Genomic DNA, 15,891 nt, shown 5'->3' on the forward strand with positions numbered 1-15,891 from the left:
CCAGCGCGGCGGCCGCGGCCTCTCCGGCGGCATCGGCGGCGGCCAGCGCCTCGGCGGCCTCGGCGGCGGCCCGGTCGGCGCGGTCGAACATGGCGCGCAGGTCATGGGCCAGACGCTCGGCCGATTGATGGCGGGCGGCCAGGCGGGCGGATTCGTCGGTCAGCTCGGCCAGCCGGGCCTCGACCTCGTGCAGCGTCTCGGCGGCGGCCTCGGCCTGGGCGGAGGCCATCTCCAGCCGCGCGTCATGACCCTCGCCGCCCGCGCGCAGCTGCTCGGCCTCCCAGGTCAGGCGGCGCACGACCTCATCGGCATCGCGGTTCAGCGCCTGCTCGCGATCGATGTCGCGGTCCAGCTGCGCCAGACGCCCCGACAGCGCGGTGATGGCCTGGGTCGCGCGCCGCCCGGCCTCGGCCAGAGCCTCGGTCTCCACGGCCAGCCGCTGGACCAGGGCGGCGGCGATCTGCTCCTCTTCGCGCAGCGGCGGCAGGGCGGCCTCGGTCTCGGTCCGCCGCAGGACGGCGGCATCGGCGGCGGCACCCGCCTGACCGGCGGCCCGCACCGCCTCGGCCAGGGCCTGCGCCGCGGCAAGGCGCGCAGCCTCGGCATCCGACCAGCGGCGATACAGCAGCATCCCCTCGGCCAGCCGCAGCGCGGCGCCGATCTCGCGGTACTTCGCCGCCGCACGCGCCTGCCGGGCCAGTGTCGCGGCCTGGGACGACAGCTGGTCCAGCGTGTCGTCGACGCGCGTCAGGTTGCCTTCGGCCCCGTTCAGCTTCAGCTCCGCCTCGTGGCGGCGCGCGTAAAGCCCCGAGATCCCCGCCGCCTCCTCCAGGATGCGGCGACGCGACTTGGGCTTGGCGCTGATCAGCTCGCTGATCTGGCCCTGCCGCACCAGCGCCGGGCTGTGCGCCCCGGTCGAGGCATCCGCAAACAGCATCTGCACGTCGCGCGCCCGCACGTCCTTGCCGGCGATCTTGTAGGCGCTGCCCGCGTCGCGGGTGATGCGACGGGTGATGTCGAACTGGTCGTCCTCGTTGAAGCCCGCGGGCGCCAGACGGTCGCGGTTGTCGACGCTCAGCGAAACCTCGGCATGGGCACGGGCATTGCGGCGCGTGGTGCCCGCAAAGATCACGTCCTCCATCCCCTCGCCGCGCATCGCGGTGGGGCGGTTTTCGCCCATGACCCAACGCAGGGCCTCCAGCAGGTTGGACTTGCCGCAGCCGTTGGGCCCGACCACGCCCGTCAGCCCCTCGCGGATGACCAGATCGGTCGGGTCCACGAAGCTCTTGAAGCCGTTCAGTCGCAGGCGGTCAAAGCGCAAGGGGTCGGGTCCAGATTCGAAAAGGCTGGCGGATTGTCCATCCGCAGGGGGGACAAGTCAACCGGACCGCAAGATGTCGCCCCGCCGGGACACTTATCCACAAGATGCGCGGCGTCGCCACTGGCGCGACCGGGGGCCGCACGCTACTCTGGCGGCATGATCCGCAGCCTTGCCATCATCCTGACGTTCCAGCTGGTCGGAGAGATCACCTCGCGCGGCCTGGGCCTGCCCCTGCCCGGCCCGGTGGTCGGACTGATCGCGATGGTCGCGGCCTTCATCCTGCGCCCCGACCTGGCGCAGGCGATCCGCCCCACGGCGACGGGACTCTTGTCGCATCTGTCGCTGTTTTTCGTGCCTGCGGGCGTCGGCATCGTGGCCCACTGGGATCTGCTGCGCGAACAGGGGCTGGGGTTGGCCGCCGCCCTGACGGGATCGACGGTGCTGGCCATCGCCGCAGGGGCCTGGGCCTTCACCGCGGTGGCCCGCCTGACCGGATCCGAGGAACGCGCCGCCCTGAGGGACCAGGGGCGTGAGTGATCCGGTCCTGATCTGGTCCTATCTGGCGCAGGGGCCGCTGTTGTGGCTGACCGCCACGCTGGTCGCGTACCTCGCGGGCGACGCAGTGTCGCGCAGGCTGGGCCGCGCTAGCTGGGCCAACCCCGTGCTGATCGCGGTGATCCTGCTGGCGGTGCTGCTGGGGATGACGGGGACCGACTACGCCACCTATTTCGACGGCGCGCAGTTCGTGCATTTCATGCTGGGGCCGGCCACCGTGGCGCTGGCGCTGCCTCTTTATGACAACCTGCCCCGCGTGCGGCGCGCGGCGTGGCCGATGCTGGCAGGGTTGCTGGCCGGATCGGGCGTCGCGGTCGTCTCGGCCCTGCTGATCGCCCGCGCCTTCGGGATCGAGGGATCGGTTCTGGCCTCGCTTGCACCGAAATCCACCACCGCGCCGGTGGCCATTGGCATCGCCGAACAGCTGGGCGGTCAGCCCACGCTGACCGCGGCGCTGGTTCTGCTGACGGGCATCTTCGGCGCGATCGTGGTCACGCCTCTGCTGAACGCGATGAAGATCCGCGACTGGCGCGCGCGCGGATTTGCGGTGGGCGTCGCCGCGCATGGCATCGGAACGGCCCGGGCGTTCCAGGTAAACGCCACGGCGGGCGCGTTTTCGGGCATCGGCATGGGCCTGAACGCGGTGCTGACGGCGATCATCGCCCCGCTGGCCCTGCGTCTGTTCGGCGGCTAGGCGCTTTCGGGTATTTGGACAAAGAAGAAATCAGTCTCCTTTGTCCAAATACCCCCTTTGCCAGCACATACGGGCGGTCAGGCCGATTTGGGACGAAAGGCCTGGATCCGTGCAGGATCGGTCTCGATGCGCGCCGCACCCATCAGGTCCAGGCAATAGGGGACAGCGGCAAAGACCGCATCCAGGCAGGTGGCGATGGCCGAAGGCTTGCCGGGGATGGTGATGATCAGGCTACGCCCGCGGATCGCCGCGGTCTGGCGCGACAGGATGGCGGTCGGTACCTCGCGCAGCGAGGCGCGGCGCATCTCCTCTCCGAAGCCGGGCAGTTCCTTGTCCATCACGTCGGCCACGGCCTCGGGCGTCAGGTCGCGCGGTGCGGGGCCGGTGCCGCCGGTCACCAGGATGAGGTCCGCGCCCCCGTCGGCCAGATCGCGCAGGGTGCTGGCGACGCTGTCGCGGCCGTCGGGGATGATGTGGCGTTCGATGGCCATGGGCGAGGTGACGACACCCCGCAGCCAGGCCTCGGCGCCGGGGCCGCCCTTGTCCTCGTACTCGCCTCGCGACGCGCGGTCGCTGACGGTCACGATGGCGATGCGGGCGGCCCCGTCCGTCATTTCGCCACGCGGGCGTTGCGGTTCGCGATCAGCTTCAGGCGCAGCGCGTTCAGGCGGATGAAGCCCGCCGCGTCCTTCTGGTCATAGGCACCCGCGTCGTCCTCGAAGGTCACATGCGCCTCGCTGTAGAGCGAGTGATCCGACCAGCGGCCCACGCAGGTCGCCAGACCCTTGTAGAGCTTCAGCCGCACCGTGCCCGTCACATGCTCCTGCGACTTGTCGATCAGGGCCTGCAGCATCTCGCGCTCGGGGCTGAACCAGAAGCCGTTATAGATCAGCTCGGCATAGCGCGGCATGATCGAATCCTTTAGGTGGCCCGCACCGCTGTCCAAGGTGATCTGCTCGATCCCGCGATGGGCCTCCAAGAGGACCGTGCCGCCCGGCGTCTCATAGATGCCGCGCGACTTCATGCCGACAAAGCGGTTCTCGACGAAATCCAGACGGCCGATGCCGTGTCGGCCGCCCAGTTCGTTCAGCTTGGTCAGGATCGTGGCGGGCGACATGGCCTCGCCATTGATCGCCACCGCATCGCCCTTCTCGAAGGCCACCTCGATGAACTCGGGCTGATCGGGCGCGTCCTCGGGGTTCACGGTGCGCTGATAGACGTAATCGGGCGCGGCCTCGGCCGGGTTCTCCAGCGCCTTGCCCTCGCTGGAGGTGTGCAGCAGGTTCGCGTCCACGCTGAAGGGCGCCTCGCCGCGCTTGTCCTTGGCGATGGGGATCTGGTTCTTCTCGGCGAACTCGATCAGCTTGGTGCGGCTGGTCAGGTCCCATTCCCGCCAGGGCGCGATCACCTTGATCGACGGGTCCAGCGCATAGGCCGACAGCTCGAACCGGACCTGATCGTTGCCCTTGCCCGTCGCGCCATGCGCCACCGCATCCGCGCCCGATTCCTGCGCGATCCGCACCAGATGCTGAGAGATCAGCGGCCGCGCGATCGACGTGCCCAGCAGATACAGCCCCTCGTACAGCGCATTGGCCCGGAACATCGGGAAGACGAAGTCGCGCACGAATTCCTCGCGCACGTCGACGATGTGGATGTTCTCAGCCGCGATGCCCAGCATCAGCGCCTTTTCGCGCGCGGGCTCCAGCTCCTCGCCCTGGCCCAGATCGGCGGTGAAGGTCACCACCTCGCAGCCGTATTCGGTCTGCAGCCATTTCAGGATAATCGAGGTATCAAGCCCCCCCGAATAGGCGAGGACGACTTTTTTCGGCGCGTCGGACATGCGGTTAACCCTTCGTCGAAGTTTCAGCGGGAATACGGCGATTTGCGCGTTGTCACAAGGGTTCGGCGGCGATTAGGGTCTGGGCCATTTCAAACGAATGATTTGATGCTGGCCTTTCGCCTTCTCCGCCATTCCATTCTGCAGCTGACCGGCAATCTGGGCGCGGCGCTGACGCTGTCGGTTCTGCCGCTGTTGCTGGCCGCCCTCGGCATCGGCATCGGGATGGCCGCGCACCAGGCCCTAGCGGTCGGCGATCCGCCCGGGATCATTGTCGCAGTGGTGGCAGTGGCGATCGTCGCGACCTTCGTGCTGGCCTTCGTCAGCCTGGCTGCATCCTGGCATCGTCACGTCCTCCTGGGGGAACGCCCGCAGGTCTTTCGCAGCTTCGGAGGTTCCGAGGCGCGCTATTTCTGGGCGGCGGTCAGGATGAGCCTCGGCATCATGCTGATCGTCTTCATGCCCATGATCCTCATCGTGGCGCTGACCTCGGCGTTGAACGGCAGCATCTACGTCACCATGCTGGCCAGCCTGATCATCGGGATCGCGGTGGCCATCATCGGCCTGCGCCTTGGAACAGGGCTGGCCGGGGCGGCCATCGGCGCCGCAAAGCCGCTGACGACCGGCTGGAAGGGGACGGAATCCTGTCTGGGCACCCTGCTCCTTCTGGCCGTGTTCAGCCAGATCCTGCAGACCATTCTGAACCTTGCGTCGCAGATCCCCGGTCTGGTGGGGCTGGTGGCCACGCTTCTGGCTGCCTGGCTGGGCACCCTGCTGTCGCTGTCGATCATCACCACGCTCTGGGGGCATTTCGTCGAGGGTCGCGCGCTGCGCTGACCCTTGCCAACAGGCCCGTTTCGCGGCATGGGCGGGGCATGGAAAACTTTGTCGCCGCCGTCCGTCTGGCCGAGGCCGCGCTTCGCGACCTGTTCGAGCCTACGCCCCTGCAACGCAACGACCATCTGTCGGCGAAATACGGCGCCGACATCTGGCTCAAGCGCGAGGACCTGACCCCCGTGCGCAGCTACAAGCTGCGCGGGGCGTTCAACGCAATGCGCAAGCAGGTCACGCCCGGCGCGCCCGGGCATTTCGTCTGCGCCAGTGCGGGGAACCATGCCCAGGGCGTGGCCTATGCCTGCCGCCATTTCGGCGCGCGCGGCACGATCTTCATGCCGATCACCACGCCGGGACAGAAGATCGACAAGACCCGCATGTTCGGCGGAGACGCGATCGAGATCGTGCTGAAGGGCGACTATTTCGACCAGACCCTGGCCGCGGCCCAGGCCTTCTGCGCCGAACAGGGCGCGCAGTTCCTGTCGCCCTTCGACGCCCCCGACGTGATCGAGGGGCAGGCCACCGTCGGTATGGAGATGCTGGCGCAGCTTGGCCGCGCGCCCGACCTGGTCGTGCTGCCCGTGGGTGGGGGCGGCCTGTCAGCGGGCGTCACCAAGCTGCTGGCGACCCAGGCGCCCGACACCCGTTTTGCCTTTGCCGAACCCCTGGGCGGCGCCAGCCTCAAGGCCGCACTGCAGGAGGGGGCGCCCGTGGCCCTGCCGGCGGTGGACAGCTTCGTCGACGGTGCCGCGGTCGCGCGCATCGGGGCCCTGCCCTTCGAGGCGCTGCAGCGCTTTACCCCCGCCGACGTCTATCTGGCCCCCGAGGACCGCATCTGCCGCACCATGCTGGAGATGCTGAACACCGAAGGCGTGGTGCTGGAACCCGCGGGCGCGCTGGCGTTGGACGTGCTGGGTGATCTGGGCGACTTGTCCGGCAAGACCGTCGTCGCGGTCTGTTCGGGCGGCAATTTCGATTTTGAGCGCCTGCCCGAGGTCAAGGAGCGGGCCCAGCGGTTCCAGGGGGTGAAGAAGTATTTCGTGCTGCGCATGCCGCAGCGCCCCGGCGCGCTGCGCGATTTCCTGGACCTGCTGGGACCGAACGACGACATCGCGCGGTTCGAATACCTCAAGAAATCCGCCCGCAACTTCGGTTCGGTGCTGATCGGGATCGAGACGTCGGACCCGGCCAACCTGATCACGCTGATGGCGCGGCTGGACCGGTCAGGCTTTGCCTATCGCGACATCACGAACGACGGCATCCTGTCGGAACTGCTGGTCTGATCACGACGCGCGGGCGGCGGCCTGGCCGCCCTGGTCGCCGTCCATCACATGCGGCAGATCGCGCAGGAACAGCTGCTTTGTATGGCCGAAGCTGGCGCGCAGCGCCGCGGGGGCCAGGGCCGTCTGGTCGCCGCGGGCCAGCTGCTGTTCGGCGCGCAGGCACTGGGCGCAGAACTCGGTGAAGCCGATGTTCAGCGCCAGGCCGCGCAGCAGGTGCAGGTCCTCGGCCAGGTGCAGGGTACGGCTGTCCAGCGCGAACAGATGCGCCTCGATCTCGACCAGGATCATGTCGATGATGGGCAAAAGCTCCTCGGGGCCAAGCTCGTCGCGCAGCTCGATCACGCGGTTCCAATCGATCATTCCCCAAACCCTTCGAATCGCTGACATGCCCTTGTCTAGCGCGGCCGCGTTGCGAAAAGTTTAACCGCGGGAAACGGGGCGGTTTACCCGAAATTTACGACCGGCACGCTATGCATGGTCCCATGACAGCCGCGAATCGCCCCTCTCCCCTCTCCGACACGGCACCGCCCAAGCAGAAGCGGCTGGTGCTGCTGGTCGATGACAGCGCCGCGCAACGCCGGCTGCTGGCGCGGCTGCTGAAACGCGGCGGCTATGACGTGATCGAGGCCGCCAACGGGGCAGAGGCGCTGCAGCTGTGCGAAAGGCTGGCCCCGGACCTTGTGCTGTCGGACTGGGTGATGCCCGAGATGACCGGCCTGCAGTTCTGCGCCGCGTTCCGCCAGTTGTCGCGCCCGAACTATGGCTATTTCGTGCTGCTGACGTCGAATGCCGACGCCCATGCCATCACCGAGGGCTTGCAGGCCGGCGCCGACGATTTCCTGACCAAGCCCGTGGCACCCCAGGAACTGCTGGCGCGCCTTGCCGCCGGCGAACGCATCCTGCGCATCGAGGAGGAGCTGCGCGCCAGCAACACCCAACTGCGTCAGGCCCTGTCGCAGTTGTCCGAGACCCAGGCCGCGATGGAACGCGACCTGCGGGAGGCGCGCAAGCTGCAGCAGGGGCTGGTGCGCGAACGCTCCGGGCGGTTCGGCCAGATTGAGATCAGCCTGCTGTTGCGCCCGGCGGGCCATATCGGCGGCGACCTGGTGGGATTCTTTCCCATCGGCGACGACAGGCTTGGCCTCTATGCGCTGGACGTATCGGGGCATGGCGTGACCGCGGCACTGCTGACGGCGCAGCTGTCGGTGCACCTGTCGGGGTCGTCCGACCAGAACATCGCGCTGCGCGGCGCGCTTGGCGGGGCGGATGCGGGGGGGCCGGCGGCGCTGGCGCATTTCTTCAACACGATGATGCTGGAGGAGATGAACACCGACACCTACTTCACCATGATCTATGCCGAGCTGAACCACATGACAGGGCACCTGCGCATGGTCCAGGCGGGGCACCCCCACCCCGCGCTGCAACGGGCCGACGGCACGGTGACGCATCTGGGCGCGGGCGGCATGCCGATCGGCGTCTTCGAAAGCCCGCTCTTCGACGAGATCGACATCACCCTTGGTCCCGGCGACCGTCTGCTGATCGCATCCGACGGCATCACCGAGGCCACGACCCCCAACGGCCGCCAGCTGGGCAATGACGGGCTTGAGGCGGTGATGCGCACCAACGCCTTTCTGAACGGCCACTCCTTCCTGGAATCGATGGCCTGGTCGGTGTCGGAATATTGCCGCGGCGAACGGCAGGACGACATGTCCGCGGTGCTGGTCGAGTTTCGTGGCACGGGCAAGGTCATCCGCCTGGACGACGGCTAGCGTCCCGCCAGCCACCCCGACAGCGCCGCACGCGACCCTGGATCGGCCAGCGCGTCCATCGCCTGCGCGGGCGTCATCCAATGCGCACTGTGTCCCGGTTCGGTCGGCGGCGACAGGCGGCTGATCGGCCGTGCCACCCAGATCTGACAGCGCTTTTCGGCGTGCATGTCGTAATCGGGCATGAAGCAGAACCGCCGATAGCTGCCCAGATAGCGCGGCGCGCCGATGGTCCAGCCGGTCTCCTCGGCCACCTCGCGGTGCAGGGCCGCCAGGGCATGCTCTCCAGGGTCGATGCCGCCGCCGGGCAGCTGGAATTCGGGTTCGGGCGCCTGCTGATGCGTCAGCAGGATGCGCCCGTCGCGCCACAGGATCGCATAGGCGCCGGGCCTGCGGCGATAGCAGGGTCCGGTCAGCGGCGGTTGTCCGAAACGCGGGATCATGGGGCACCTGTCTGATTGCCCGCCCGTGATAGCCCGGACCGGGCGTGGCGGAAAGCGGCGTGCCCGGGCCCCCTTGGGATCGGCGGAAAATGCCTTATATTGGGCGCAACCGGGCGCGCAATGTCGGCGCCGACACCACCTCAAGGATCAATCATGAGCAAGATCAACCAGATCGCCTGGGACGACACCGTACTGCCCTTTCAACTTGACCGCAGCTCCATCCGGGGCCGCGTGGTGCGTCTGGACGGCGTCTTGGACCATATCCTGTCGCGTCACGACTATCCACCCGCCGTCAGCGCCATGGTCGCCGAGATCGCGCTGCTGACCGCGCTGATCGGCCCGACCGTCAAGCTGCGCTGGAAGCTGAGCCTGCAGGTGCGCGGCAACGGCGCGATCCGCACGCTGGCCGCCGACTATTTCGCCCCCGAGGGCGAGGGCAAGCCCGCCCGCATCCGGGCCTGGGCCAGCTTCGACCCCGATCGCCTGGATGCCCGCGCCCCCTTCGAGCAGATCGGCGAGGGCTATTTCGCCATCCTGATCGACCAGGGACCGGGCAGCACCCCCTATCAGGGCATCACGCCGCTGACGGGCGGGTCGCTGTCGGCCTGCGCGCAGACCTATTTCGCGCAATCCGAACAGCTGCCGACGCGGTTCCAGCTGGCATCGGGTCAGTCGCGCCTGTCCGGTCAGGACGCGCAGTGGCGCGCAGGCGGCATGATGCTGCAGACTTTGCCCGGCAATCCGGCGCAGCCGACCGAGGGTGGCAGCGGCGAGGGCGGGCTGATCGAGGCGGCCGACATCCTGCAGGGCGCGGAATCCGAGGATTGGAGCCGGGCCAACATCCTGCTGGACACGGTCGAGACGCTGGAGCTGATCGGCCCCACCGTCGGCCCGACCGACCTGCTGCTGCGCCTGTTCCACGAAGAGACGCCGCGGGTCTTCGACGCGCACCGCGTGGAGTTCGGCTGTTCCTGCGACGCCGACCGGGTGCGGGGCACGCTGTCGATCTATTCGGCCAAGGACATCGGGCACATGACCACGCCGGAGGGGACCGTGACCGCCGATTGCCAGTTCTGCGGCGCGCATTACGTCTTCGACCCGCAAAGCCTGGGCTTCGAGGCGACGGTGGATGCCGACGGCAACCCCCTGCCCGACAGCGACAGCGACAAGGCGGCCGAGTGACGGAGTGGTCCGAATCCCGCCTGCGCGACGCCCTGCGCCGCGCGGCGGACCCCAGCTCCGACTATGACCTGAACCCCGAAGCCGCGCCGCCGGACGCGCCCCTGCGCCCGGCGGGGGTGCTGGCGGCGTTTCGCGCCGATGACGGGCGCCTGGTCCTGACGAAGCGCGCGTCGGGGTTGCGCCACCATCCCGGCCAGATCGCCCTGCCCGGCGGCAAGGTCGATCCGGGCGACGCCGATGCCGTCGCCGCCGCCCTTCGCGAGGCGCGCGAGGAGATCGGCCTGGACCCCTCCCAGGTGCGCGTGCTGGGCTGCCTGCCGCCGCACCGCACCGTCACAGGCTTTTCCGTGACCCCGGTTTTGGCCGTGATCGACGGCCCCTTCGCCCCCGTCCCCGAGGCCGGAGAGGTGCAGGAGGCGTTCGACCTGCCCTTTGCGCATGTCGCCGACCCCGCCCGCTATCGCGTCGAACGCCGGCGCTGGCGCGGCGGCTGGCGCAGCTATCACGCGGCGCCGTTCGGGCCCTATTACCTTTGGGGCGCGACCGCGCGCATCCTGCTGGGACTGGCGCGGCGCCTATGACCCGGTTGCCCGCGCATGTGCTGGAGGATGCCGCCCTGATCCGGGTGCTGGACGCGCTGCAGGCAGAGGGCGATCACGCTTATCTGGTGGGCGGCGCGGTGCGCAACGCGCTGTTGGGGCAACCCATCGACGACATCGACATCGCGACCGACGCCCTGCCCGACCGGGTGACCCGGCTGGCGCAGGCTGCGGGCCTGCGCGCGGTGCCCACAGGCATCGACCACGGCACCGTCACGCTGATCGCTGGCGGGCGCGGGTTCGAGGTCACGACCTTTCGCCGGGACGTCGCCACCGATGGTCGTCATGCCGTGGTCGCGTTCTCGACCGATCTGGCCCAGGACGCGGCGCGCCGCGATTTCACCATCAACGCGCTTTACGCGGGCCGCGACGGGGAGGTGATCGATCCGATGGGCGGCCTGCCCGATCTGGCCGCGCGTCGCCTGCGCTTTGTCGGCGACGCCCACGCGCGGATCACCGAGGATTACCTGCGCATCCTGCGCTTCTTCCGTTTCCTGGCCCGCTACGGGCAGGATGCCGACCCGGCCGCCGTCGCCGCCTGCGGCGCGCATCGCGACGGCCTGTCGCGCATCGCCCGCGAACGCATCGGGGCGGAACTGAAGAAACTGCTGGACGCGCCCGACCCCGGCCCGGCGGTCGCGCTGATGGACCGGACGGGGGTGCTGCATCAGTTGCTGCCCGGTGCCGATGCCGCGCGCCTGCAGGCGCTGCTGGACGCCGAACCCGCGCCCGGCGGCTGGCTGCGCCGTCTGGCGGCGCTTGGTCCGGTCCAGCCCGACCTGCGCCTGTCGCGCGCCGATCAGCGCGCGCTGGCGGCGCTTGACCGGGCACGCGGCTGGTCGCTGGACCGCGCGGCATGGCACCTGGGCGCGGATGCCGCGACCGACCATGCCGCCCTGATGGCCGCCGACGGCCACCCGCTGCCCCCCGACTGGCAGGCCCGCATCACGCGGGCGACCCGGTCCCCCCTGCCCGTGGCCGCAGCCGACCTGGCCCCGCTGCAGGGGCCTGCCTTGGGACGGGCCCTGAAGGCCGCGGAGGAGGCGTGGATCGCGTCGGCCTTCACCCTGCCCGCCCCTGCCCTGATCGACGCGGCCCGCCTGGCCGGGAAGGACGACGAATGAGCCTGCACACCCGCTTCGGCCGCATGGTCGACGCCTTTCGCCCGGCCGAGGGCGCGCCGCCCGCCACGCTGATGGCCTTCTTCCGCTGGTGCCTGTCGGGCGCCTGGCCGGGGCTGGGCTTTGCCGCCATCGCCTCCGCCCTGGGCGGGGTGGCGGATGTCGTCTCGGCGCTGCTGCTGGGGATGGTCGTCGATGCGGTCACGACCAGCGCGCCCGGCGTCTTCTGGGACCAGAACTGGGGCCTGGTCGCGCTGTTCGCGGGGTTCTTCCTAGTGGTGCGCCCGGCGATCTATGGCCTGTCCACGGCCAGCTCGAACGTGATCATCGGACCGAACATCCTGCCGCTGGTGCTGTCGCGCCTGCATCGCTGGACGATGGGACATGCGGTCACCTTCTTCGACAACGACTTTGCCGGGCGGCTGGCGCAAAAGCAGATGCAGACCGCGCGCGCGGTGACCGATGTCGCATCCGAGATGGTGAACGTTGTGGCATTCGCCCTGGCATCCGTGCTGGGATCGGCGGCCTTCCTGCTGGCCGTCGATGGCTGGGGCGCGGTGGCGCTGCTGGTCTGGCTGGCGGCCTATTTCGCGCTGATCCGGTTCTTCCTGCCACGCATCCGCGCGAAATCGGGCGCGCGCGCATCGGCGCGGGCCAATGTCACCGGACAGGTCGTCGACACCATCACCAACATCAAGACGGTCAAGCTGTTCGCTCATGCCGACCACGAGGATCAGGCCGCCCTGGGCGCGATGGCGGGGTTCCGCGAACGCGCGCTGGATTTCGGCGTCGTCTCGACCTGGTTCCGGCTGTCGCTGATGGTCGTGGCGGGGATCCTACCGGTGATTTTGGTCGGCGGCGCGATCCTGCTGTGGCGCGACGGCACCGCGACCGTGGGCGATGTCGCCGCCAGCGGTGCCATCGCCATGCGCCTGTCGCAGATGACCGGGTGGGTCAGCATGGCCCTGATGGGCATGTGGGGCAGCATCGGAGAGGTCGAGGACGGGATGAAGACCCTGTCCCCGCCCCATGCCCTGACCGACCGCCCCGGCGCCCGGACCCTGTCGCGCGTGCAGGGCCGGATCGAGTTCGACCATGTCGAATTCGCCTATGGCCGCGACGCGGGCGGCATCCGCGACCTGACCCTGACCATCCCGGCCGGAGAGAAGATCGGCATCGTCGGCGCGTCCGGCGCGGGCAAGACGACGCTGGTCGGCCTGCTGCTGCGGCTCTACGATGTCGAACGGGGCACCATCCGCATCGACGGCCACGACCTGCGCGATGTGACCCAGGAAAGCCTGCGCCGCCAGGTAGCGATGGTCACCCAGGACACCGCCATGTTCAACCGATCCGCCCGCGACAACATCCTGTACGGTCGCCCCGACGCGACGCAGGACGAGGTCGTGGCCGCCGCCAAGGCGGCTGAGGCGCATGACTTCATCCTGACGCTGGAGGATTATGCGGGCCGCACCGGGTACGACGCCTATCTGGGCGAACGCGGCGTCAAGCTGTCGGGCGGCCAGCGCCAGCGCATCGCCCTGGCCCGCGCCTTCCTCAAGGACGCGCCGATCCTGGTCCTGGACGAGGCGACCAGTGCGCTGGACAGCGAGGTCGAGGCCCAGGTCCAGGATGCCCTGACCCGCGCCATGCGCGGCAAGACCGTGCTGGCCATCGCGCACCGACTGTCCACCATCGCGGAACTGGACCGCATCCTGGTGATCGAGGACGGGCGCATCGTCGAACAGGGCGGCCATGACGACCTGCTGGCCCGCGACGGCCGCTATGCCCGCTACTGGAACCGCCAGTCGGGCGGTTTCCTGGGCACCGAAGAGGCTGCGGAATGACCCAATGGACGATCGAGCGGCTTGGCCGCAAGGGCGACGGCGTGGCCCTGTCGGGCGACGCCCGCGCGCTGGCCCCCCTGGTCCTGCCCGGAGAGGTCGTCGAGGGCGAGGCCCTGGACGGCCGCATCGCCGCCCCGCGCATCGTCACCCCGTCCCCGGACCGCATCCGTCCCGTCTGCGGCCATTACCGCGCCTGCGGGGGCTGTTCGCTGATGCACGCGACCGACGCCTTCACCACCGCCTGGAAGACCCAGGTCGTGCTGACTGCGCTGGCGGCCCAGGGGATCGCGGCGCCCTTGCCGCAGGTCCACGTGTCGGCGCCGAACAGCCGCCGCAGGGCCGTGCTATCGGGGCGGCGCACGAAGAAGGGCGCGACCGTGGGGTTTCATGGCCGCGCATCCGACGTGATCGTCGATCTGACCGAATGCCACGTGCTGCGCCCGCAGATCCTGGCCGCGCTGCCGCTGCTGCGCCGCATCGTCATCGCCGGGGCGTCGCGCGCGGCTGAACTGTCGCTGGTCGTCATCCATGGTCCGGCCGGGCTGGACGTCGCCGTGCGTGGCGGCAAGCCGATGGACCCTGCGCTGTTCCAGGCCCTGGCCGCCCTCGCGGATGAGGGCGATCTGGCGCGGCTGGACTGGGATGGCCAGGCCATCACCCGCCGCGCGCCCGCCCTGCCGATGGGGCGCGCGCATGTCGTCCCCCCGCCCGGTGCCTTCCTTCAGGCCACCGCCCAGGGCGAGGCCGCACTGCTGGCTGCGGTGCGCGACACCGTGGCGGGCGCGTCCCAGGTCGCCGATCTTTTCGCGGGCTGCGGGACCTTCACGCTGCCTTTGGCGGAACGGGCCTCTGTCCATGCGGTTGAGGGGCTGGCCGCACCCCTGTCCGCCCTTGATTCGGCGTGGCGGGCCACGTCGGGCCTGAACCGTGTCACGACCGAGGTCCGCGATCTGGCCCGCAGGCCGCTGATGCCCGATGAACTGGCCCCGTTTGACGCGATCGTGATCGACCCGCCCCGCGCCGGGGCCGAGGCGCAGATGCGTCAGATCGCCGCCGCTCGCGTCCCGGTGGTGGCGGCCGTGTCCTGCGACCCGGTCAGTTTTGCCAAGGATGCGCGGATTCTGGCCGATGCCGGCTATGGCATCGATCGGCTGTGGGTGGTCGACCAGTTCCGGTTTTCCCCGCATGTCGAACTGGTGGCGGCGTTAACGCACCGCTAGGCAGGCATGGTGTATCCGTGATATTCCGGGCCCATAAAAAATCAAAAACGCTTCAGAGGCAGTGATGATCAGAACCACCCGTCGGACGTTCACGATTTCGATGCTGGCCCTGCTGGCTGCCTGTGGAAAGCCGCAGCAACCCAGCAAGTTCCAGCGCTATTCTGGGCCGCCGATCACCCAGGTGCAGGTGAACAAGGGTCAGCGTCGCATGCACCTGTTCAGCGGCAGCACGCCGGTCCGGTCCTATGACATCAGCCTGGGCAACCAGCCGGTGGGGCACAAGCAGTTCTCGGGCGACGGCAAGACCCCCGAAGGCGTCTATTACATCGACCGCTTCAACCCGCGCAGCGCGTTCCACCTGTCGGTGGGCATCTCGTATCCGAACCCCAACGACCGCGCCTTCGCCGAGCAGTACGGCATGGATCCGGGCGGCGACATCTTTATCCACGGCCGCGGCCCTCAGGGCAACAACCTGTTCCCCCGCCAGCGCGACTGGACGGCCGGCTGCATCGCCGTCACCGACGAGGAAATCCAGGAAATCTATGCGATGCTGATGCCCGGCACGCCGGTCGTCATCTATCCCTGACCCCCGCGACCGATGCGGCCCCGCATGGGGGCCGCCCGAGGCCTAGCGTCCGGTCAGCAGCGTCCACCAGACCTTGCCCGACGGCTCCTTGAACCAGGCAAAGCCCAGTTGCGTCGCGGTCGGGTCCATGATCACGTCGCGGGTGTCGCGCGTGGACATCCATGCGGCCAGCGTCTCGATCTCGTTCTCGTAGGTCTCCGAGATATTCTCGCCGATGATCTCTCCGCCGAACCCCTGACGCTGCGCCCGGTCTAGGGGCGACGATCCGTCCGACCCCCAGTGCCAGGCCCGGTTCTGGGCCGACATGTCGCGCGAATGGACCAGCGACGCCGCCTCCAGCGCAGGGCTGGGCTGCAGCGGGGACAGGCCGATGTTGCCGCGCAGCGTGTTGATCTGCTGCAGCACGCGCCCCGCGATGGCCGCGTTGTCGTCGACCACCGGCGCCGCCGCCGCGGCCGGGTCCATGGGCATGGCCATCGGCGCAGGCGCCAGATTGCGCGGGCCGCACGCACCAAGCACGATCAGGCCCAGAATCGCAAGCGCGTTGATTTTCTTCATGTTCCGGCCACTCTCCTCGCGCACATGGCCTAGTCCTATCCAATGCCT

General features: G+C 69.2%; 17 protein-coding genes. 11 read left to right on the top strand and 6 right to left on the bottom strand.

Going from position 1 to position 15,891, the window contains the following annotated elements:
• A partial coding sequence (locus FHD67_RS15995; RefSeq protein WP_176695161.1) for an AAA family ATPase occupies nt 1-1,321 on the bottom strand: 1,321 nt, incomplete at its 3' end.
• Nucleotides 1,322-1,477: 156 nt separating this feature from the next.
• On the opposite strand from FHD67_RS15995, the gene FHD67_RS16000 reads away from it, so the two are divergent.
• Complete coding sequence (locus tag FHD67_RS16000; protein WP_045999976.1) at nt 1,478-1,858, top strand: CidA/LrgA family protein; 381 nt, start codon at nt 1,478-1,480, stop codon at nt 1,856-1,858.
• A complete protein-coding gene (locus FHD67_RS16005; protein ID WP_045999975.1) occupies nt 1,851-2,570 on the top strand; it encodes an LrgB family protein in 720 nt (239 codons plus the stop codon). Before FHD67_RS16000 ends, FHD67_RS16005 begins: the two co-directional genes overlap by 8 nt.
• A 77-nt stretch (nt 2,571-2,647) precedes the next feature.
• On the opposite strand, the gene mog is transcribed toward FHD67_RS16005, so the two are convergent.
• Entirely contained in the window at nt 2,648-3,184 is a 537-nt protein-coding gene (gene mog, locus FHD67_RS16010; RefSeq protein ID WP_045999974.1) for a molybdopterin adenylyltransferase, read from the bottom strand.
• The gene (locus FHD67_RS16015) at nt 3,181-4,410 is read right to left on the bottom strand and encodes an argininosuccinate synthase (RefSeq protein ID WP_045999973.1); all 1,230 of its coding nucleotides are present in this window, start codon (nt 4,408-4,410) and stop codon (nt 3,181-3,183) included. The genes mog and FHD67_RS16015 overlap by 4 nt, the downstream gene beginning before the upstream one ends.
• Nucleotides 4,411-4,515: 105 nt before the next feature.
• On the opposite strand from FHD67_RS16015, the gene FHD67_RS16020 reads away from it, so the two are divergent.
• Together FHD67_RS16020 and ilvA are read left to right on the top strand one after the other, a co-directional pair.
• The gene (locus tag FHD67_RS16020; RefSeq protein WP_045999972.1) at nt 4,516-5,244 is read left to right on the top strand and encodes a hypothetical protein; all 729 of its coding nucleotides are present in this window, start codon (nt 4,516-4,518) and stop codon (nt 5,242-5,244) included.
• Between the two features lie 38 nt (nt 5,245-5,282).
• Nucleotides 5,283-6,524, top strand: a complete 1,242-nt coding sequence (gene ilvA / locus FHD67_RS16025) for a threonine ammonia-lyase IlvA (protein ID WP_045983339.1) — start codon at nt 5,283-5,285, stop codon at nt 6,522-6,524.
• On the opposite strand, the gene FHD67_RS16030 is transcribed toward ilvA, so the two are convergent.
• Complete coding sequence (locus FHD67_RS16030; protein ID WP_045999971.1) at nt 6,525-6,884, bottom strand: hypothetical protein; 360 nt, start codon at nt 6,882-6,884, stop codon at nt 6,525-6,527.
• A gap of 122 nt (nt 6,885-7,006) precedes the next feature.
• Here FHD67_RS16030 and FHD67_RS16035 point away from each other — a divergent pair, with 122 nt between their 5' ends.
• Nucleotides 7,007-8,293 carry a PP2C family protein-serine/threonine phosphatase gene (locus FHD67_RS16035; protein ID WP_045999970.1) on the top strand — a complete coding sequence of 429 codons (1,287 nt, stop codon included), beginning with the start codon at nt 7,007-7,009 and terminating at the stop codon, nt 8,291-8,293.
• Here FHD67_RS16035 and FHD67_RS16040 read toward each other — a convergent pair.
• On the bottom strand, nt 8,290-8,733 hold the full coding sequence (locus tag FHD67_RS16040; protein WP_139599296.1) for an NUDIX domain-containing protein: 444 nt from the start codon (nt 8,731-8,733) through the stop codon (nt 8,290-8,292). The genes FHD67_RS16035 and FHD67_RS16040 overlap by 4 nt on opposite strands.
• 153 nt (nt 8,734-8,886) lie before the next feature.
• Between FHD67_RS16040 and hslO the strand changes: the two genes are divergently transcribed.
• The 6 genes from hslO (at nt 8,887) to FHD67_RS16070 (ending at nt 15,285) form a co-directional block, all read left to right on the top strand.
• The gene (gene hslO, locus FHD67_RS16045; RefSeq protein WP_139599298.1) at nt 8,887-9,915 is read left to right on the top strand and encodes an Hsp33 family molecular chaperone HslO; all 1,029 of its coding nucleotides are present in this window, start codon (nt 8,887-8,889) and stop codon (nt 9,913-9,915) included.
• Entirely contained in the window at nt 9,912-10,496 is a 585-nt protein-coding gene (locus FHD67_RS16050) for an NUDIX hydrolase (protein ID WP_246071325.1), read from the top strand. Before hslO ends, FHD67_RS16050 begins: the two co-directional genes overlap by 4 nt.
• On the top strand, nt 10,493-11,638 hold the full coding sequence (locus tag FHD67_RS16055) for a CCA tRNA nucleotidyltransferase (RefSeq protein ID WP_139599299.1): 1,146 nt from the start codon (nt 10,493-10,495) through the stop codon (nt 11,636-11,638). Before FHD67_RS16050 ends, FHD67_RS16055 begins: the two co-directional genes overlap by 4 nt.
• Nucleotides 11,635-13,479, top strand: a complete 1,845-nt coding sequence (locus tag FHD67_RS16060) for an ABC transporter ATP-binding protein (protein WP_127897822.1) — start codon at nt 11,635-11,637, stop codon at nt 13,477-13,479. Before FHD67_RS16055 ends, FHD67_RS16060 begins: the two co-directional genes overlap by 4 nt.
• The gene (locus FHD67_RS16065) at nt 13,476-14,699 is read left to right on the top strand and encodes a class I SAM-dependent RNA methyltransferase (protein ID WP_139599301.1); all 1,224 of its coding nucleotides are present in this window, start codon (nt 13,476-13,478) and stop codon (nt 14,697-14,699) included. Before FHD67_RS16060 ends, FHD67_RS16065 begins: the two co-directional genes overlap by 4 nt.
• 64 nt (nt 14,700-14,763) lie before the next feature.
• Nucleotides 14,764-15,285: a L,D-transpeptidase family protein gene (locus FHD67_RS16070; protein WP_045981359.1), complete on the top strand. Its 522-nt coding sequence runs from the start codon at nt 14,764-14,766 to the stop codon at nt 15,283-15,285.
• Between the two features lie 42 nt (nt 15,286-15,327).
• Here FHD67_RS16070 and dalA read toward each other — a convergent pair whose 3' ends face one another.
• Nucleotides 15,328-15,843 carry a divisome-associated lipoprotein DalA gene (gene dalA, locus FHD67_RS16075; RefSeq protein WP_045999965.1) on the bottom strand — a complete coding sequence of 172 codons (516 nt, stop codon included), beginning with the start codon at nt 15,841-15,843 and terminating at the stop codon, nt 15,328-15,330.
• Nucleotides 15,844-15,891: the final 48 nt, after the last annotated feature.

Source organism: Paracoccus haeundaensis (genome assembly GCF_006239215.1).
In the GTDB taxonomy this organism is placed as follows: Bacteria; Pseudomonadota; Alphaproteobacteria; order Rhodobacterales; family Rhodobacteraceae; genus Paracoccus; species Paracoccus marcusii.